22 protein-coding genes are annotated in these 18982 nt (G+C 56.0%); 14 read left to right on the top strand and 8 right to left on the bottom strand.

What is annotated here, in order from left to right; translation table 11 throughout:
• Position 1 precedes the first annotated feature (1 nt).
• The 3 genes from PGQ95_RS08335 to dtnK are packed head-to-tail and all read right to left on the bottom strand — an operon-like array spanning position 2 to position 2979.
• Positions 2-763 carry a DeoR/GlpR family DNA-binding transcription regulator gene (locus tag PGQ95_RS08335; RefSeq protein WP_430917693.1) on the bottom strand — a complete coding sequence of 254 codons (762 nt, stop codon included), beginning with the start codon at positions 761-763 and terminating at the stop codon, positions 2-4.
• A 1-nt stretch (position 764) separates the two neighbouring features.
• On the bottom strand, positions 765-1751 hold the full coding sequence (locus PGQ95_RS08340; protein ID WP_087860708.1) for a D-threonate 4-phosphate dehydrogenase: 987 nt from the start codon (positions 1749-1751) through the stop codon (positions 765-767).
• The gene (dtnK, locus tag PGQ95_RS08345; RefSeq protein WP_430917695.1) at positions 1744-2979 is read right to left on the bottom strand and encodes a D-threonate kinase; all 1236 of its coding nucleotides are present in this window, start codon (positions 2977-2979) and stop codon (positions 1744-1746) included. The genes PGQ95_RS08340 and dtnK overlap by 8 nt, the downstream gene beginning before the upstream one ends.
• A 175-nt stretch (positions 2980-3154) precedes the next feature.
• Here dtnK and PGQ95_RS08350 point away from each other — a divergent pair, with 175 nt between their 5' ends.
• The 6 genes from PGQ95_RS08350 (at position 3155) to PGQ95_RS08375 (ending at position 9005) form a co-directional block, all read left to right on the top strand.
• Positions 3155-4321 carry an iron-containing alcohol dehydrogenase gene (locus PGQ95_RS08350; RefSeq protein ID WP_430917697.1) on the top strand — a complete coding sequence of 389 codons (1167 nt, stop codon included), beginning with the start codon at positions 3155-3157 and terminating at the stop codon, positions 4319-4321.
• Complete coding sequence (locus PGQ95_RS08355) at positions 4322-5206, top strand: dihydrodipicolinate synthase family protein (RefSeq protein WP_087860705.1); 885 nt, start codon at positions 4322-4324, stop codon at positions 5204-5206. It begins immediately after the preceding gene.
• 73 nt (positions 5207-5279) lie between these two features.
• Complete coding sequence (locus PGQ95_RS08360) at positions 5280-6692, top strand: sodium:solute symporter family protein (protein WP_113373440.1); 1413 nt, start codon at positions 5280-5282, stop codon at positions 6690-6692.
• Between the two features lie 2 nt (positions 6693-6694).
• A complete protein-coding gene (locus tag PGQ95_RS08365) occupies positions 6695-7861 on the top strand; it encodes a sialidase family protein (RefSeq protein ID WP_430917699.1) in 1167 nt (388 codons plus the stop codon).
• The gene (locus PGQ95_RS08370; RefSeq protein WP_430917702.1) at positions 7858-8331 is read left to right on the top strand and encodes a YhcH/YjgK/YiaL family protein; all 474 of its coding nucleotides are present in this window, start codon (positions 7858-7860) and stop codon (positions 8329-8331) included. The genes PGQ95_RS08365 and PGQ95_RS08370 overlap by 4 nt, the downstream gene beginning before the upstream one ends.
• Complete coding sequence (locus PGQ95_RS08375) at positions 8328-9005, top strand: SDR family NAD(P)-dependent oxidoreductase (protein ID WP_430917704.1); 678 nt, start codon at positions 8328-8330, stop codon at positions 9003-9005. Before PGQ95_RS08370 ends, PGQ95_RS08375 begins: the two co-directional genes overlap by 4 nt.
• A 41-nt stretch (positions 9006-9046) precedes the next feature.
• Here PGQ95_RS08375 and PGQ95_RS08380 read toward each other — a convergent pair whose 3' ends face one another.
• Positions 9047-9844 (bottom strand): PhzF family phenazine biosynthesis protein, encoded by a 798-nt coding sequence (locus tag PGQ95_RS08380; protein ID WP_430917706.1) that lies wholly within the window; start codon positions 9842-9844, stop codon positions 9047-9049.
• A 194-nt stretch (positions 9845-10038) separates the two neighbouring features.
• Here PGQ95_RS08380 and PGQ95_RS08385 point away from each other — a divergent pair, with 194 nt between their 5' ends.
• Entirely contained in the window at positions 10039-11238 is a 1200-nt protein-coding gene (locus PGQ95_RS08385; protein WP_213316010.1) for a sugar transporter, read from the top strand.
• A 99-nt stretch (positions 11239-11337) separates the two neighbouring features.
• On the opposite strand, the gene PGQ95_RS08390 is transcribed toward PGQ95_RS08385, so the two are convergent.
• On the bottom strand, positions 11338-12006 hold the full coding sequence (locus PGQ95_RS08390; protein ID WP_045394562.1) for a MarC family NAAT transporter: 669 nt from the start codon (positions 12004-12006) through the stop codon (positions 11338-11340).
• Between the two features lie 262 nt (positions 12007-12268).
• Between PGQ95_RS08390 and marR the strand changes: the two genes are divergently transcribed.
• From marR to PGQ95_RS08415, 5 genes are all read left to right on the top strand, one after another.
• Entirely contained in the window at positions 12269-12703 is a 435-nt protein-coding gene (marR, locus tag PGQ95_RS08395) for a multiple antibiotic resistance transcriptional regulator MarR (protein ID WP_015366732.1), read from the top strand.
• A 17-nt stretch (positions 12704-12720) separates the two neighbouring features.
• Entirely contained in the window at positions 12721-13104 is a 384-nt protein-coding gene (marA, locus tag PGQ95_RS08400; RefSeq protein WP_015366733.1) for an MDR efflux pump AcrAB transcriptional activator MarA, read from the top strand.
• A 29-nt stretch (positions 13105-13133) separates the two neighbouring features.
• Entirely contained in the window at positions 13134-13340 is a 207-nt protein-coding gene (gene marB / locus PGQ95_RS08405) for a multiple antibiotic resistance protein MarB (protein WP_087860698.1), read from the top strand.
• Positions 13341-13513: 173 nt separating this feature from the next.
• A complete protein-coding gene (locus PGQ95_RS08410; protein WP_430917708.1) occupies positions 13514-13885 on the top strand; it encodes a hypothetical protein in 372 nt (123 codons plus the stop codon).
• Entirely contained in the window at positions 13882-14373 is a 492-nt protein-coding gene (locus tag PGQ95_RS08415) for a YbjP/YqhG family protein (RefSeq protein ID WP_308957938.1), read from the top strand. The genes PGQ95_RS08410 and PGQ95_RS08415 overlap by 4 nt, the downstream gene beginning before the upstream one ends.
• Positions 14374-14415: 42 nt before the next feature.
• Here the strand turns inward: PGQ95_RS08415 and eamA are convergent, their stop codons facing one another.
• On the bottom strand, positions 14416-15315 hold the full coding sequence (eamA, locus tag PGQ95_RS08420) for an O-acetylserine/cysteine exporter (protein ID WP_411324856.1): 900 nt from the start codon (positions 15313-15315) through the stop codon (positions 14416-14418).
• Between the two features lie 193 nt (positions 15316-15508).
• Here eamA and ydeE point away from each other — a divergent pair, with 193 nt between their 5' ends.
• Entirely contained in the window at positions 15509-16693 is a 1185-nt protein-coding gene (gene ydeE, locus PGQ95_RS08425) for an efflux MFS transporter YdeE (protein WP_430917710.1), read from the top strand.
• 116 nt (positions 16694-16809) lie between these two features.
• Positions 16810-17280, top strand: coding sequence for a helix-turn-helix domain-containing protein (locus tag PGQ95_RS08430; RefSeq protein WP_113373448.1), 471 nt, complete (start codon positions 16810-16812; stop codon positions 17278-17280).
• Positions 17281-17309: 29 nt separating this feature from the next.
• Here PGQ95_RS08430 and PGQ95_RS08435 read toward each other — a convergent pair whose 3' ends face one another.
• Together PGQ95_RS08435 and PGQ95_RS08440 are read right to left on the bottom strand one after the other, a co-directional pair.
• Positions 17310-18413: a cobalamin-independent methionine synthase II family protein gene (locus PGQ95_RS08435; RefSeq protein WP_015366738.1), complete on the bottom strand. Its 1104-nt coding sequence runs from the start codon at positions 18411-18413 to the stop codon at positions 17310-17312.
• A gap of 142 nt (positions 18414-18555) precedes the next feature.
• The gene (locus PGQ95_RS08440; protein WP_430917713.1) at positions 18556-18969 is read right to left on the bottom strand and encodes a rhodanese-like domain-containing protein; all 414 of its coding nucleotides are present in this window, start codon (positions 18967-18969) and stop codon (positions 18556-18558) included.
• Positions 18970-18982 lie beyond the last annotated feature (13 nt).

The raw sequence follows: 18982 nt of genomic DNA on the forward strand, positions 1-18982 counted from the left end.
GTTAATCGGCGATAATCAGCCGCGGCGAGAGTTCCTGAAGCGCATCGCGGGTTTCCCCCGGCAAATGCCCGTCGGTGATGATGTCCGTGAGCGAGCCGAGGTGCGCGATATTGAACAGCGACCAGGCGCCGTATTTCGAACTGTCGGCCAGCAGGATCCGCCGCCGGGCGTTGGCGATCAGATCGCGTTTCAGCGCCGCCTTCTCTTCCGTCGGGGCGGTAATGCCCTTTTGCAAATCCCAACCGTTACAGCTGACGAATGCCAGATCCGGCCACACATTCTGCAGCAAGCGTCGCCCATGTTCGCCAATACACGACTGGCTGCTGTCATCAATGCGACCGCCGATAATCGTCACTTCAATCTGTTTGAATTCAGCCAGAAACAGCGCGATATGCAGATCGCTGGTGATGACCCGCAGCGGCAGATGCGTAATCTGTCGCGCCAGTTCAATCATAGTGGTACCGGCGTCCAGCACAATGGCATCGCCGGCCTTGATAAGCGACGCCGCCGCCCTGGCGATAGCGTATTTCTCCTGAGGGCTACGCTGCGCTTTTTCCAGCGTCGTCGGCTGTGTGGGAATAAATCGGTTGAGCGTCACGCCGCCGTGGGTGCGGCTAATGACCCCTTCCTGATCGAGTTTAATCAGATCGCGACGAATGGTCGCCGGCGAGGCGTTAGTTACCGCAACCAGTTGGTCGACCGTTACCAGATTATGGCTTTTCAGGAAGTCCATAATCTGCTCTAACCGATTATATCCCTTCATGTTATTCCTGTGCGATTTGCATGGCGAGCTCAATGGAGGTTGCCATGCTCTCAGACTTCGCTTTACCTGTCCAGGCAATATCAAAGGCAGTGCCGTGGTCCGCGGAGGTGCGGATAAACGGCAGCCCGGCGGTGATATTCACCCCATCATAGAACCCGAGCAGCTTGAGCGGAATATGCCCCTGATCGTGATACATCGCCACCACCATATCGTACATACCTTCGTGGCACTGCATGAAGACGGTGTCCGGCGGGCACGGTCCGACGACATGAACGCCCTGCGCCTCCATCGCCGCGACGGCCGGGGCGACAATACGGATTTCTTCATCGCCAAACAGACCGTTTTCACCGGCGTGCGGGTTCACGCCAGCAACCGCAATGCGCGGCTGCGAATACCCCACGCGGCGTAAAAAATTATCGGCGACCCGGATAACCGTCTCTACCCGCGATTGGCTTAGGGTATCGAGGAAGCGGCGCAGCGCGATATGGGTGGTGACGTGGATCACCTTAAGCTTATCGGTGTACAGCACCATGGCATAATCTTTGGTCTGCGTCAGATGGGCCAGCAGTTCAGTGTGTCCCGGGAAATGGTGCCCGGCCAGATGTAGCGCTTCTTTATTTAACGGCGCGGTGGCGATAGCTTTAACTTCCCCCGCCAGCGCCAGCGCGGTGGCGCGCTTGATGCAGCGATACGCCAAATCGCCGGCCTGAGCCTGGACTGCGCCGGGCCGCAGGGCCTGAGGATCGCTTAACGGTTCATCAATCACGTTAATCGTTGCGGGTGAAAACTGCGCTTCGCGCGGGTGTTCGATAATTCGCAACTCCGCGCGCGGGGTTATGTTCAGCGCCAGGATCCGCCGCAGCGTCTGCGCGCAGCCCACTACCACCACCGGCGCGCCGCTCAGTTCGCCTTCGCTCAGCGATTTAATAATAATTTCCGGACCAATGCCCGCCGGGTCGCCCATCGTTACCGCAATCATGTTAGACACTCAGTTTCTCCTCAATAAAATTCACGACATCCCGCAGCGTGGTCTCCGTACCGAATCCCCCTGCTTTGGTCATCACCGGACGCGGCCAGCGACTTCCGAGAAAATGGCCGTACGGCACGCATTGCGCCACCCGGCCGGTTATATGAAACCCCTGCGCGCCGAGCGCATGAGCGACGGCGATCGCAACATCGCCGCCGGATAGATACAGCGCCCCCGGCGCATGTAGCTCAACGGCAAGTTGGGTGACCTGCGCGAGATAAGCGCAGATCTGTTCTCCCAGCGCAGCGCGGCTCAAGCCGCGTTCACGGCACTGCGTCTCAATACCGTGCCGGACAGCGTTATCCGCGCAGGTGGTGACCACGCAATGATGATTTGCCGCCAGCACCTCGGCGATTCGCCGGGCATCGGCCAACGCATCGCCGTTAAAGGCGCGGGCAACATCAATCCCGATCCGCCCGACTCGCGGATGGCCGGCCAAAGCGGCGACCTGAGCCTGCGCTATTTCGCTCATTGAGCCGACCACCGCTAGCAACGGCCCGGCCGCATCCCGGCGCAGGTAGCGCGAAAGCGCCTCGCAGATCCCCGCAGAGCCCACCAGCAGCGTTTGCCGCGCGCGGCTGGCTACCGCAGCGATAACCTCATCCAGCTGCGCGTCTTCTTCAGCATCAATAATCAATACACGCGGTTGGTCGCTCTCTTCCGCGAGGGCGGCGGTCAACTGCTGTACGTCAAGCGAACGGCACGGCAGCTGGCTCTGCATGGCGAGCAATTGCCCAATATCGGCGCTACTGACCGGGGTTTTGGGGTCGCTGGCGTATTCCGTTTCATCGAGTGCCACGCCGTGGACATAACATCGTCCGCCGCGGGTTATGCGCCCTGCCGCCGGAAAGGCCGGCGCGACGACCGCGGTGGCGCAGCCCCGCGCACGCATCATCGCCTCCAGTTCCGCACCAGGGTTGCCGCGTAGGGTGGAGTCGATTTTCTTCACCTGCCAGACGGCGTCGAAATTTGTCGCATCACGGAGTATCGCGTTCACTTTCTCTGCTGCCTGCGCCCCGGAAAGCGCCCGACTATCGCTATTGAGAACCAACGCCCGGGTGGTCGGCTGATAGCCGGCGCTAAACGCCACCTCAACCGCTAAACCCGCTTCTGCCAGACTGACACCGGCATCATTGGCCCCGGTAAAGTCATCTGCCAGCACCAGAACAGGATTATCGCCGCAGCTCATTCTCTTTCCTTCATCACTTATCTGAACCGTTAATGATTATATTCAATCATATTTGATTAAATGTGAGCAAGCTCAAGTTATTAAACGTCCGTATAAATTATAACTTTTGCTCATTGAAATGAGTGAACACTAAGCATATTGATTGAATTCAATCATAACAATAGAGGAGTGAGACGTGGCGACGATTAACAGCACGATTATCAGCGGCGCGGGCGCCATATCAGCCCTGAAGCCAGTGCTGGCAGGTAAAAAAAGCATTTTGCTGGTCACCGATGCGAACGTCGGTAAGCTGGAAGCGACCAAACAGATCCGACATCTGATGGACGAGACTAACGTTGATGTGAGGATCGTGGATTCCGTGCCGGCAGAGCCCAGTCAACATGATGTGGCGCAGATTGTTGCCCAACTCGCGGGAACGCAGCCACAGATGGTTGTCGGTATCGGCGGCGGCAGCGTCCTCGATGTGGCGAAGCTGCTCTCGGTACTACTACACCCCGCATCCCCTACGCTCAACGCGCTGATTGACGGCGAGAAACCGCGTCTGCGTCTGGCGTCACTGTTGATACCCGCCACCGCCGGCACCGGCTCGGAAGCGACGCCAAATGCCATCCTGGCTATTCCCGAACGTAATACCAAAGTGGGGATTATCTCCCCGGTACTGCTGCCGGATTTCGTGGCCCTGTTGCCGGAACTGACTACCAGCATGCCTGCGGCCATTGCCGCCTCCACCGGTATCGATGCGCTGTGTCATCTACTGGAGTGCTTTACTTCAACCGTCGCGAACCCGGTGAGCGATAACGCCGCCTTAATCGGCCTGCATAAGCTGGTGCGGCATATTGAGCGTTCCGTGACCCACCCGCAGGATCTCACGGCGAAACTGGAGATGCTGTGGGCCTCGTACTATGGCGGCGTGGCTATCAATCATGCCGGCACGCATCTGGTGCACGCGCTCTCCTACCCGCTTGGCGGCACCTGGCATTTACCACACGGCGTCGCGAACGCCATTCTGCTGGCCCCCTGTATGCAGGTCGTACGCCCGCACGCGGTGGATAAATTCGCTCAGGTCTGGGATCTGATCCCGGACGCCGATCTGACCTTGAATAATGAGGAGAAATCTCATGCGCTGGTCCGCTGGCTGGCGCAACTGGTGAAACGCCTGGCGCTGCCGGACAACCTCGCCGCGCTGGGTGTACCGCCAGAGAGTATTGAAACGCTAAGCGCCGCGGCGCTGGAAGTAAAACGATTAATGAACAATGCCCCATGCAGCGTGAACCAGGACGAAGTCCAGGCGATTTACCAGACGCTGTTTCCACAGTCATCTCATCAGGGAGAAGAGAAATAAATGCATCATTCCATTCGCGGCGTGTTAACCGCCATTGTTACCCCCTTTACCGCCAGCGGTGAACTGAACCTGACGGCGCTGCGCCAACAGGTAGAACGTCAGCTGGCCGCCGGTAATGGCATTTTCTGCGGCGGAACCAACGGCGAGTTTTTCGTCCTTAATGAGGCGGAAAAAATTGCGGTTGCCGAAACCTGCGTCGAGGCGGTTGCCGGACGCGCGCCGGTGGTGGCGCATATTGGCGAAGTGTCGACGCGGGAAACCATTCGTCTTGGCCAGCAGATAGCAAAGTCAGGCGTCGACGCGGTGTCGGTCATCACCCCGTGGTTCGTGCCGCTAAAACAAGATGAGCTGGTAAGCCACTACACGGCGATCGCCGATGCGCTAAGCGTACCGGTATTTCTGTATAACATCCCGGCGCGCACCGGTAACACCATTGAACCGCAAACCGCACGTCAGTTGGCTGCGCATGGCAACATCATTGGCATCAAAGATAGCGCCGGTAGTTATGAGAGTCTTAAGGGCTTTCTTGATGCGGTGAAGGGTATCGACGGTTTTAATGTCCTGAACGGGCCGGATTCGCTGATTCATCAGGGGTTCGTTGATGGTTGTTCAGCGTGCATTTCCGGGTTGGCTAACGTTGCGCCACGGGAGATTAACGCGATTTGGTCAACCTTCCAGGCCGGCGATATTGAAGCCTCAAGGCTGGCGCAGGAAAACGTCACCGGCCTGCGTACCGATCTCTACAAAGTCGCCTTTTCCCCCGCTGCGGTGAAAAAAGCATTGCAGCTGATGGGCCATGAGGTCGGCGATAGCCGCTACGCGGTTCAGTTTAGCGCATCTCAACTGCAGCAAATACGTGGAATCATCGCGCAGTATCTTAATTAAACGCTGCGTTTCTTCAACAAAATAGACCGGGTACCTGTGTGCCCAGGATTCGTACGCCCAAAGAGAGGCTAAGATGAATCATTTTACCACTGAAGATACCTTTATTATTGTCGGCATTGTTATCGCCTATATCTTATTTACCACCTGGCTGACGTTCCGCATTAGAAGTAAAAACTCCGGGGATTTTATGGAGGGCTCGCGCGCGATGCCGGCCTTTATCGTCGGTATCCTGCTGATGTCGGAATATATCGGCGCCAAGTCGACTATCGGAACCGCACAGGCCGCGTTTGAGAGCGGGATTGCCGCTTCCTGGTCGGTGTTGGGCGCCGCTATTGGCTTTCCATTGTTTGGCCTGATACTGGTTAAACGCATCTATAACACTGGCAAAATTACTATCTCCGGGGCGATTGCCGAGCGATACGGCACCAGCACCAAGAATATTATTTCCATCATTATGATTTACGCCCTGTTGCTGGTGAACGTCGGCAACTACGTCAGCGGCGCGGCGGCAATTTCCACGGTATTAAAGATCAATTTACCCCTCGCGGCGTTTATTACCGCCATTGTCAGTACTTTCTATTTTGCCTTCGGCGGTATGAAAGGCGTGGCCTGGGTCACCATGCTGCACAGCGCATTAAAATATGCCGGTCTACTCATTATTATGGGTTTCGCGCTGGCAAAAACCGGCGGTTTCACGCCGATGATCGAGAAGATGCCTGATTACTACTGGACCTGGGATGGTAATTTTGGCGCCGGCACGATCTGCGCCTGGCTTATCGGCACCATCGGCTCCATCTTCTGCACCCAGTTTGTCATTCAGGCTATCAGCTCGACAAAAAACGTAAAATCGGCGAAACGCTCTACCTGGATTGCCTTTTTCTTCTGCCTACCTATCGCCTTCGCGATCGCCATTATCGGCGTGGCGGCGAAGTTTCTTCACCCGGAAATCAACAGCCTGTACGCCCTGCCGGTGTTTCTGCAGGATATGAACCCATGGCTTGCCGGGTTGGTGACAACGTCACTTGTAGCTTCAATTTTCGTTAGCGTCAGTACCGTTGCCCTGGCGATTGCCTCGTTGGTGGTAAAAGATTTTTACGTACCGTGGCGCAATCCAACGCCGGAGCAAGAGTTTAAAGCCACCCGTTGGGCCTCGCTTATCATCGGTTTTCTGCCGCTTATTTTTGTGCTGCTGGTACCGGAAGTGCTGAAGCTCTCCTTCTTTACCCGCGCCATCAGGCTTTCTATCACCGTGGTCGCGGTCATCGCTTTCTATGCGCCGTTCTTTAAAAGCGCTCGCGGCGCGAACGCGGGCCTCATTGGCGCCTGTGTGGTGACCTCGGTGTGGTATTTGCTCGGCGATCCGTTCGGCATCAATAACATGTACATCGCGCTGATCACCCCGGCCCTGATTATGGTTATCGACCGCCTGATCCCCAATAAAACGCAACAATCATCCCCGGCCCCCATTGAACAACGTGGAGTGTAAAAATGACCACCACCCCAATTTTTGACGGCGTAATTCGCCAACACCAACTGGATCCTCATCTGGCATGGGCAATGTTGCCCTCCGGCTGCCCGCAAAACCATGCCGCCAATCTTCTGCCGCTGCCCGATGGCACGCTGATGTGCGTGTGGTTCGGCGGTTCGCAGGAAGGAAAAGCGGATATTTCAGTCTGGGGGGCGCGTTTAGCTCCGGGCGCCACAACGTGGAGTGAAGCGACAAAGTTATCCGACGATCCGCAGCGTTCGGAACAAAACCCGGTACTGTTTCAGGATCCTGATGGCGTACTGTGGCTGTTATGGACCGCGCAGTATGCCGGTAATCAGGACACCGCTATTGTGCGTTATCGCCAGTCGCGCGATGGCGGAAAGCACTGGGGCGCAATCGCCACCCTGCTCGATGAACCCGGCACCTTTATCCGGCAGCCCATAACCGTAATGCCCAACGGTAACTGGTTGCTGCCGGTTTTCTATTGTCGTACCCGGCCGGGGGAGAAATGGGTCGGTAACGATGATGTGAGCGCGGTAAAAATCTCAGCCGATGGCGGCAAGAGCTGGCGCGACGTGGCGGTACCGCAGAGCCTCGGCTGCGTGCATATGAATATCACCCCGCTGGCCGATGGCTCGCTGGCCGCCTTCTTCCGCAGCCGCTGGGCCGATCATATCTGGTACAGCCGGTCGACAGATTTTGGCGAAAGCTGGTCAGCGCCTATCCCCACCACGCTGCCAAACAATAACTCGTCCATTCAGGCTACCACGTTGAGCAACGGCGATCTGGCGCTGGTATTCAATAACATGAGCGCAGCAGGCGCCAGCGAGCGTCGGGCGTCGTTATACGATGAAATAGAAGATGATGACGGCCGTAAAGAGCCTGAATGCACTGGCAAAACCGCCTTCTGGGGCGCGCCGCGTGCGCCAATGACCGTGGCTATCTCCGACGACGGCGGCAGAAGCTGGCCGTGGATGCGCAACCTTGATGAGGGCGACGGCTACTGTATGACCAACAATTCAGAGCAAAAACTAAACCGTGAATTCTCCTATCCCAGTATTAAACAGGGTGAAGATGGTGATTTACACATTGCCTATACCTGGTACCGGCAGGCCATTAAGTATGTCCGCGTGTCGCCGCAGTGGGTGAAAGGAGAAATCGCGTGATCATCGGTAATCTGAACGCCCTGCCTCAGGCGGGGTTGCCGCTGGCGTTGCGGCAAATCCTTAGCCGCGCTGAATGTTCTCTTAGCGCCCTGACAACCCATGAAGATGGCCGTTTCCAACCTGCTGATGGCGACTGGTACTGCACCATCGGCACCGCGCAAACCCAGGCGGCAGAACAGCGACATACCGAATATCACCTCCAATGGGCCGATATTCAGGTCATTTTAGCCGGCGAGGAGATAATTCATGCCGGTACCTTGTACAGTGGCCAACCCGACGATGAACAGCGCAAACCGGATCTCTTTATCAGCCAGCAGACGCTGCACAGCGTCACGCTGCATTTGCGCGTCGGCGACTTCGCGGTCTTTCTCCCCGGCGAACCGCACCAGGCGCTATGCGCCTTTGCAACACCCGCCCCGGTGAGAAAAGCGGTGTTTAAAGTGCCGCGCAGCATGCTGGAGGCGCCATGAAACAGGCACTGGTCACGGGCGCCAGTTCGGGGATCGGCGCGGCGATTGTGGGGCAACTGCTGGCGGAGGGCTGGCAGGTGCTCGGGCTAAGCCGCTCCGCGCCGCCACTTACCCATGAAGGCTTCACGCATCTGGCGGTCGATGTGAGCGACCGCCAGGCGCTGGTTGATGCTCTGTCGTCGGTACCGCCGCCGCAGGCGATTATCCATGCCGCCGGTGTGATGGCGGCGGCGCCGCTAGGAGAACTTGACGCACAGCGTGGCGAGACGTTATGGCGTCTGCATGTGGATGCGGCGCAGACCTTAGCCAACCGCTTTGCGCCCGTTATGGGGCGCGGCGGTCGGATTATCCTTTTGGGTAGCCGAACCTCTCGCGGAGCGGCAGGCCGTTCTCAGTATACGGCAACCAAAGCGGCGCTGGTGGCGCTGGCGAGAAGCTGGGCGGCGGAACTTGCCGCGGCTGGCATTACCGTGAACGTGGTCGCCCCCGGCGCCACCGATACGCCAATGCTCCACCAGCCAGGACGCGAGAGTTCGCCGCCGAAGGCGCCGCCGCTCGGTAGATTGATTAAGCCACAGGAGGTGGCGTCGCTGGTGAGCTGGCTTCTTAGCGAAGGAGCCGCGGCCATGACCGGACAAGAGCTGGTAATGTGCGGCGGCGCCTCGCTTAGTTAGGATTGCCCGGCTAAGCGCTGCGTCAGCCGGGGAAACTATCGTTAACTTTCGCGCAAATAGACCGTGCCGCGCAGATAGGTGGTCGCCTGGCCGCTAATCAATACACGGTCATCACGCCACTGGCAGCGCAGCTCGCCGCTGCGCGCCGACACCTGCCGCGCCAGCAGTTCGGTTTTATTGAGCTTCGCTCCCCAGTAGGGGATCAGCATACTGTGGGTTGAACCGGTTACCGGATCTTCCGGTACCGCTTCACCGGGGCAGAAAAAGCGGCTGACAAAGTCATACTCTTCGTCGGCGGCGCTAATGCAAATCATTTTATCCAGCGTCTCCAGCAGCGCCATATTAGGGCGTACCGCTTCAACCTGCGCCCGGTCGCGCAGAACCACCAGATAATCACGCCCTTCCCGCACCTCCAGCGCGTCATCGATGCCCAACCCGGCGAACAGCGCCGGCGGTACGTCACGCACCGGCGTCGTTTGCCAGGCCGGGAAATCCAGCGTCAGCCAATCGCCGCTGCGCGTCACCCGCAGTTCACCGACAAAACGGGTGCTGAATACGATAGTTGCCGTGGGATGATCGAGATATTCAAAAATCACGTGCGATGCCGCAAGCGTGGCGTGGCCGCAGAGGTTAATCTCATCAAGGGTCGTGAACCAGCGTAGCTCATAGCCGCTATCAGTGCGGACAAAAAACGCCGTTTCGGATTGATTATGCTGCTGCGCCATTTTTAAAAGCGTTTCATCAGGCAGCCATTCACTGAGCGGGCACACCGCCGCCGCGTTGCCGCCAAAATTGCGATCGCTGAAGGCATCGACCAGGTAAAAACTAATTTCTTTCATCGTGCTCCCCTTTTTTATCGTCTATCAACATGACACAGAAAGCGCGGATGCACACTATTAGCTGAAAAATTAAGTTGTTAGCAGGCACAGACGTCAGCATAAAATGAGACACAGATCACAAAGTGATTGTATTTTCAGCAGCATTCGTTTTAAGATCGCCTCCTCTTCTTCTCATTACTACCAGCCCGGAATTTATGCTTACAAATACGGTCTCACGCAAAGTCGCGTGGCTGCGGGTCGTCACGCTGGCAATTGCCGCTTTTATCTTTAATACCACGGAATTTGCCCCGGTCGGTTTGCTGTCCGATATTGCCGACAGCTTCGGCATGGAAACGGCCCAGGTCGGGATCATGCTGACCATTTATGCCTGGGTAGTGGCATTGATGTCGCTGCCGTTCATGCTGTTGACCAGCCAGATGGAACGCCGTCGCCTGCTCATTGGCCTGTTCGTGTTATTTATCGCCAGCCACGTCTTGTCGTTTTTCGCGTGGAACTTCACGGTGCTGGTGGTGAGCCGCATTGGTATCGCCTTCGCCCACGCGGTGTTCTGGTCGATAACCTCCGCGCTGGCTATCCGTATGGCCCCTCCCGGCAAGCGCGCCCAGGCGCTAAGTCTTATCGCCACCGGTACCGCGCTGGCCATGGTGTTCGGCATTCCTATTGGCCGTATCGTCGGGCAATATTTCGGCTGGCGTACCACCTTCCTGGCCATTGGTCTTGGCGCTTTAGCGACGCTGGTGTGCCTGGCGAAACTCTTGCCGGCGCTGCCAAGCGAACATTCCGGTTCGCTGAAGAGCCTGCCGGTGCTGTTCCGCCGTCCGGCGCTGCTCGGCATTTATCTGCTGACGGTTATCGTGGTAACCGCCCACTACACGGCGTACAGCTATATTGAACCCTTCGTTCAAACCGTCGCAGGCCTTAGCGGTAACTTCGCCACCCTACTGCTGTTAGTGCTCGGCGGCGCGGGTATTATCGGCAGTATTGTCTTCGGCAAGCTGGGCAATCAACATGCTTCCGGACTGATTACGACCGCTATCGCCATGCTGCTGATATGCCTGCTGTTGCTGCTACCCGCCTCAAGGAACGCCAATCAGCTCATGCTGCTCAGCGTATTCTGGGGGATCGCGATTATGGTCATCGGCCTCGGCATGCAGGTGAAAGTGCTGGCGCTGGCTTCGGATGCTACCGATGTCGCGATGTCGCTGTTTTCGGGGATTTTCAATATTGGTATTGGCGCCGGCGCGCTGGTCGGCAGCCAGGTGAGTACGCAGCTGTCAATGTCGGCGATAGGCTACGTTGGCGCAGTGCCGGCGCTGGTAGCGCTGGTCTGGGCAGTGATGATTTTTCGCCGCTGGCCTTCGCCGCTGGATGAACAACAAGCGCATCACTCATGATAACGCCGCGGGCGGTCAATGCCGCTCGCGGCGCCGACATCCTATCCCCAAAAGGCCCGAAACAGACACGTCGCCGGGCCTTTCAGAAAGTTACCGCGATCAGGCGTGATAGTTGGTGATAATTTCCAGCACGCCGTTAATGATGAACTGCACGCCCATACAGACCAGCAGAAAACCCATCAGGCGGGAAATCGCCTCGATACCGCCTTTGCCCACCAGTCGCATGATCGCCCCTGAGCTACGCAGGCAGCCCCACAGAATGATCCCCACCAGCGCAAAAATAATCGGCGGCGCGGCCAGCACGACCCATTCCGGGAAATCAACGCCGTGTTTTACCGTCGAGGCGGAGCTGATAATCATCGCGATGGTGCCTGGCCCGGCGGTACTGGGCATCGCCAACGGCACGAAGGCGATATTCGCCGTGGGTTCATCCTGCAGTTCTTCCGATTTGATTTTCGCTTCCATCGAATCATGGGCTTTCTGCTGCGGAAACAGCATGCGAAAACCAATAAACGCTACGATCAGACCGCCGGCGATACGCAGGCCGGGAATGGAAATGCCGAAGGTATTCATGACCACCTGGCCGGCATACCACGCCACCATCAGGATCGCAAAGACATATACCGATGCCATCAACGATTGCCGGTTACGCTCGGCATTGTTCATATTGCCCGCCAGGCCGAGGAACAGCGCCACGGTGGTGAGCGGGTTCGCCAGCGGTAAAATCACCGCCAGACCGAGCCCTATTGCTTTAAAGAGTTCCAGCATAGTGAGTCAACATCCCGTTAAGTATCATTTTTTCAGTACAGTTTCACCCCGTGAGTATATCGACAGCAGCGACTCAGATGCCACACCCACTGAAAAAATCACGTCGATAAAAAATAACAAGCGTTAGTAAAATGAAAAAAAGTGACCGCCATCAAACTATCAATCTTTAGCAAATCGTGGCATCGGCGAATTCATAATGTTGACTTATGATTGCCGCGGCAATAATATCCATCGCAACTAAATAATTGCCTGGGCAACTATCATGGAAAACACTAACAATCTGTTCAACGAGATGATCCCTCTCGGCCGATTGATCCAGATGGTTAACCAGAAAAAAGATCGACTGCTCAACGACTACCTTTCACCCATGGATATCACCGCTACCCAATTTCGGGTGCTCTGTTCCATTCGCTGCGAGGTATGTACGACACCCGTTGAGCTGAAGACCGTTCTGTCGGTCGATCCAGGCGCAATGACGCGCATGCTCGACAGACTCGTCTGCAAAGGCTGGATAGAACGGTTGCCCAACCCCAATGACAAGCGCGGCATTCTGGTGCAACTGACTCCAGAAGGCGCAGCCCTTTGTGAGCACTGTCATCAGGTTGTGGGTCAAAAATTGCACCAGGAACTAACAAAAAATCTAACGGCAGACGAAGTGGTCATGCTTGAGCAACTGCTCAAGAAAGTCCTGCCGTAATAAGAAGAGGTAAGATGATGTCCAGACGCAATAACGACGCCATCACTATCCATAGTATTTTGTCGTGGATCGAAGAGAACCTGGAATCTCCATTGTCGCTGGAGAAAGTTTCGGAGCGCTCAGGTTACTCCAAATGGCACCTGCAAAGAATGTTCAAGAAAGAGACCGGCCACTCGCTGGGCCAGTATATCCGCAGCCGCAAGTTGACGGAAATCGCGCAAAAACTCAAGCAGAGTAATGAGCCGATTTTGTATCTGGCCGAGCGCTACGGCTTTGAATCGCAGCAGACGCTGACGCGGACGTTTAAAAACTATTTCGATGTACCGCCGCATAAATATCGCATCACCAACGTTCCGGGTGAATCCCGCTACCTGATGCCGCTAAATAATTATTGTTGTTAATCGCCTGCAAAAGACGTATTGAGGAAATCATGAAATTATTCGCTACCGCCGCCATCGTGCTAATGGCGCTGGCCACCGGTCAGAGTTATGCGGAGCAAACCACCACTCCGGTTCGCCACAATAACCGGGATGCGATGATTATCCCTTCCGAACATAACGACTCGCCGTTTGATTTTAATCACATGGCTGCCGGCAATGACAAATCGGATGAGCTGGGCGTACCGTATTACAACTGACGCACATATCATTCACCAATAATTATTGATTCGGCTGATGTGCTGAGGGTTCTCCACTCCTTAGCGCATCAGCTTTTTTAGTCTTGCTCGCTTTTTTGCATTTTCAGATATCCTGACGCGGTCATTTATGTATTAATTCCCTGTTTGTAAATTTGATACAGGGAAGAATAAAAGTGGCTTGGAATAAGCAAACGTCTATTACCCATCTCCGCTCGCATGCCCATAAGCAATCTCATTATAAATGTGCAAAATACATCCGCCAGGCTATAGAAGCCGGAGGAATTAAACTTGAGCGCACGCGCGACGCCAAAGATTATGGGCCAATATTATTGCGCGCCGGATTTAAAGAAGTGCCACCGGGTTCGACGATACTGCGCGGCGATGTCGCAGTGATTCAGCCTTATGCGGGGGGCAACCCTAGCGGGCACATGACAATGTATGACGGCAAGCAGTGGATATCCGACTTCACCCAACGAAGCATGTATCCAGGTCCTGGCTATCGTCGTCTACAGCCAGCGTTCAAGGTATACAGGATGAATCAATGAGAGCTCTCCCCTTAATGATACTATTTTTACTCTCAGCGTGTGTGGGCCATCCTCAAGAGAGTCCGGCTAACCGCGCTGAGGCGTTTTACTCATCGTATCTGGAGTTTCTGGCAAGCAGTAATGATGAATATTATCAGCTGCAAGAATATATTTCGGCTGATACTCTGAGCAGACTTGGTAATATCGAGGCTATTCCTGAGCAAGAGATTGTCGGATCTGATTATTTTACTTATGTTCAGGATTATGATTCGTCCTGGATAGCAAATCTTAAGATTGGTCATGCCCGCGCTTTAATGGGGGGAACGGTTATTCCGGTATGGATCGGTATTGAAAACGGTGATGTTTTACACCTTGAAGCATATATGCGCTGCGAAAATGGTAAGTGGAAGATATATCGCGTAAGGGATGTAAGCCATCATTATGAGCAACCGATATTTAATGCCGGAGCAATAGCCCAGGCAAAATCTGCTGCCCAAAACAAGTATTAAAGGGTCGACAGCGTCAAGCCCCGGCACATACCGGGGCTTGATTTATCCCCGCCCTGCCGTGGTACGCAAAAGCCGCAGGCCAAACACGTTAATATAGAGCCCGCCCATTATCAGCGCCGCCCCCAGCAGCTGCAGACCATTGAGCCGTTCGCCGAGCAGCAGAGCCGCGCTGGCCATCCCTACCACCGGCACCAACAGCGACAGCGGCGCTACCCGCCAGGTTTCATAACGCCCAAGCAGCGCCCCCCAGATGCCGTAACCGACGATGGTGGCGACAAACGCCAGATACATGAGCGATAGCACGGTCGTCGCGTCGATATTCACCAGGCTTGTCGCCATCGCCTGCGGCCCATCAATAATACTCGACGCCAGCAAGAACGGTAAAACCGGAATCAACGCGCTCCACACCACCAGCGACATAATCGGCGGCTTGTGCTGCTGAGACATAATCTTTTTGTTAAAAATGTTGCCGCAGGCCCAGCTAAACGCCGCCGCCAGAGTCAGCATAAAGCCGACCAGCGGCACATGCTGGCCACCAAGGCTGGCTTCAACCAGTACCAGTACGCCAAAAATCGCCAGCGCGATACCGGCGACCTGCTTTCCCTGTAACCGCTCGCCAAAGACAAAAGCGCCCAGCACGATAGTAAAAAAGGCCTGAGCCTGCAGCACCAGAGATGCCAGCCCGGCTGGCATACCGAGGTTGATCGCGCAGAATAAAAAGGCGAACTGGCCGAAACTGATGGTCAGGCCGTAGCCCAGCAGCAGACGCAGCGGTATTTTGGGCCGCGCAACGAACAGCAGCGCCGGAAACGCCACCAGCAAAAAACGTAACCCCGCCAGCATCAGCGGCGGCATATTGTGTAACCCGAGCTTAATCACCACAAAATTAAGCCCCCACACCACCACTACCAGCATTGCCAGCAGTCCATCTCTGCGCGTCATACGAAGCCCCTGTCTTCCTGGTCAACGATGACCACCGTCAAAGTAACCAAATTCCCGCCGCTCGAACAGATCATTATTTTTAGCAGGTACTGAAGGCACTTTCCGACACGGAGCCCGCTATACAAGGCTCAGTTAGCATGCTATTTGTGATCGGGCACAACAAAAATAAAACACAACATCGGGCAAGGAAAAAATGACAACCACCATCAGGCGCTCAACGATAGCGCTGTTGGCGTCGTCGTTGCTGTTAACCATCGGCCGCGGCGCAACGCTTCCTTTTATGACGATTTATCTCACCCGTCGGTTCCAGCTGGAAGTCGATGTCATCGGCTATGCGCTCTCCGTCGCGCTGGTCGTCGGCGTTATCTTCAGCATGGGCTTCGGTATTCTTGCCGATAAGTTCGACAAAAAACGCTATATGCTGATCGCCATCGCGGCGTTTATCGCGGGATTTATCGCCATCCCCGCGGTCAATAGCGTGGCGCTGGTGGTGTTCTTTTTCTCATTAATCAACTGCGCTTATTCGGTTTTTTCTACCGTGCTGAAAGCCTGGTTTGCCGACGAGCTGACGCCGGAGAAAAAAGCGCGCATCTTTTCGCTCAACTATACCTTCCTCAATATCGGCTGGACCGTTGGGCCGCCAATCGGCACCCTGCTGGTGATGCAGAGCATTAACCTGCCTTTCTGGCTGGCCGCGCTGTGCGCCGCCTTCCCGCTGGTGTTTATCCAGCTCTTCGTCGAGCGCACCTCTGCCGCCTGCGTGGAAGGCGCCGCGCCGCAGTGGACGCCGTCGGTGCTTTTGCGCGACCGCGCCTTGCTGTGGTTTACCTTTTCCGGCCTGCTGGCGTCGTTTGTCGGCGGCTCTTTCGCCTCCTGCATTTCGCAGTATGTGCTGGCCGCAGGCACCAGCGACTTCGCGGAAAAGGTGGTCGCGGTAGTGCTGCCGGTCAACGCCGCGGTGGTCGTCGCCTTGCAATATGCCGTCGGGCGACGGCTTTCGGCGCGAAACATCCGCCCGCTGATGACCTTCGGCACCCTGTGCTATGTAGTAGGACTCGGCGGATTTATCCTCTCCGGTAATAATCTGCTGATGTGGGGCGTTTCCGCCGCTATCTTTACCCTTGGCGAAGTTATTTATGCACCGGGAGAATATATGTTGATCGATCAGATTGCCCCACCCGGCATGAAAGCCAGCTATTTTTCCGCCCAGTCGTTAGGCTGGTTAGGCGCGGCATTCAATCCGATGCTAACGGGGATAATCCTTACCCATCTGCCGCACTGGTCACTATTCTTCATTTTAATGCTGGCGATAGTCGCCGCCTGGCTGATGATTTTCCGCGGGATGAACGTGCGTCCCTGGCAAACCGTACAGGCGTAAACCCAGGCGTCATACGGCTGTCGGGTTGCTGTCGCCTGTCTGTCGGGTGCCCGTCGTGGCGCCCGGCAGGCTAAAAAACCACACTGGTCTCAGGTTCCCATCCGGAGATTAACATCATGAACAGCAGCACCCGAGTAAAGCAATTACGTCTGCAGCGCGCCTGGTCCCAGGAACAGCTTGCCGAACTGGCTGGCGTCAGCGTTCGCACTATCCAACGGATTGAAAACGGCGATCGTCCGGGGTTAGAAACCCTGAGCGCCCTGGCGGCAGTGTTTGAGATAAATGTGGCCGAACTCAGCGACGATGCTCCCGTCGGTCACGAAGCATCGCTCGATTTACGTATCGAAGAAGCGAAAAGCCGCCTGCATCAGGAGAGCCGTTTTTTTCGCTCGCTGAGCGCGGCGGTCACGGTTTGCGTTTTGTTGCTGGTGATTAACCGTTTTACCCAACCCGATGTCTACTGGTCAGTGTGGGTGGCGATCGTCTGGGGCGCGTTACTGCTGCTGCGGGGATTACGTCTGTTTGTCTTTGCCGGGTGGATCCGCCAGTGGCGACAGGCGCGACTACAGCGCCTGCTGCGCAAATAGAAAAAGCCCGCTTAAAGCGGGCTATCTCCTTACCAGACCTGGGCGGCGATCCCTGTGACCAGCCGCACTTTATCCCACTGCTGGGCTTCGCTTAACGAATTGCCCTCTTCGGTGGAGGCAAAGCCGCACTGCGGGCTGAGGCAAATCTGCTCCAGCGGCACATACTGCGCCGCCTCCTGCAGGCGCGCCTTCACGCCTTCCGGGTTTTCCAGTTCGCCATTCTTGGTGGTAATCAGCCCCAGTACCACCTGCTGATGACCTGGACGAATAAAACGCAGCGGGGCAAAATCGCCGGAACGATCGTTATCATATTCGAGGAAGAACGCATCGATATTGACGCCGCCAAAGAGAATTTCCGCCACGGGCTCGTAGCCGCCTTCTGAAATCCAGGTCGAACGGAAGTTTCCGCGACAGACGTGCAGACCAACGGTCAGATCCTGTGGTTTCCCTTCCAGCGCTTTATTCAGCACCCGGGCATAGGTACGCGCCAGTTCGTCCGGATCGTCACCGCGCTCGCGTACCTGCTGGCGTTGTTCGTCTGAACATAAATAGGCCCAGACGGTATCATCAAGCTGCAGATAACGGCAGCCAGCGTCATAGAAAGCGCGGATCGCGTCACGCCAGGTGGTTGCGAGATCGTCGAAGTATTCGGCCAGGTCCGGGTATACCGTGCTATCGATATCTTTACGTCCGCCGCGGAAGTGCAGCACGCTGGGGCTGGGGATGGTCATTTTCGGCTGCGCATTACCGCTGACGCTTTTCAAAAAGCGAAAATCTTCCAGCATTGGATGGTTGCCGAAGCCCAGTTTACCGGTCACGCGTACGCCGTGCGCTTTAGTCTGTACGCCGTTGAACTGAATACCTTTCTCTGAATCGTAACGTTCAACGCCTTCCAGACCGTCGAAGAAGTCGAAGTGCCACCACGCGCGCCGGAACTCACCGTCGGTCACCACGTGCAGGCCGCAATCGCACTGCTGCTGAACCAGTTGGCGGATAGCTTCATTCTCAATTTCACGCAGATGGCCGGCATCAATATTGCCTTCCGCCAGCTGCAGGCGCGCCTGCTTAATGGCGTTGGGACGTAAAAAACTGCCGACGATATCTGCGCGGAACGGGGCCTGGTGACGTTGCATGTTCTCTCCTTAACGGCAGACAGGTAGTTGCCCGCCGTGATAATTCATTATTTGAATTTTTAGACTTCTGGATGTCTATATGTCCAGATACTGTCATGCAGAGGGAGCATCAGCAAACGAGAAAAATTCATGGCTATTGAATTTATTTCATGTTGCTCGTTTCGCTGACGCTAAATGCGAACCCCTCATCCGCCCAACCGGTCAGTCCACCGAGCATCATTTTTACCGGTCGGCCAAGCTGCGCCAGCTTTAAGGCGGCAATATCCCCGCCGTTGCAGTGCGGCCCGGCGCAATAGACAACAAACAGCGTTTCCGCGGGCCACTGCGCCATTCGCGCGGCATTGATCTCGCGATGCGGCAGATGCAGCGCGCCAGGCAGGTGGCGACGGGCGAAAACATCCTGACTGCCGATGACGTGCAGCAGCACAAAGTCCTGTTCGCCATGCTGCATGGCGTGATGGACATCCGCGCAGTCGGTTTCGACACTCAGTTTATGGGCAAACCAGGCAGCGGCATCGGCCGGGGTGGCTGGCGTAAATTGGCTTACAACACTCATGGCGTATTCTCCT

Origin of the sequence: Klebsiella sp. 141240 (assembly GCF_050600805.1) — a bacterium.
GTDB classification, from domain to species: Bacteria; Pseudomonadota; Gammaproteobacteria; order Enterobacterales; family Enterobacteriaceae; genus Klebsiella; species Klebsiella aerogenes.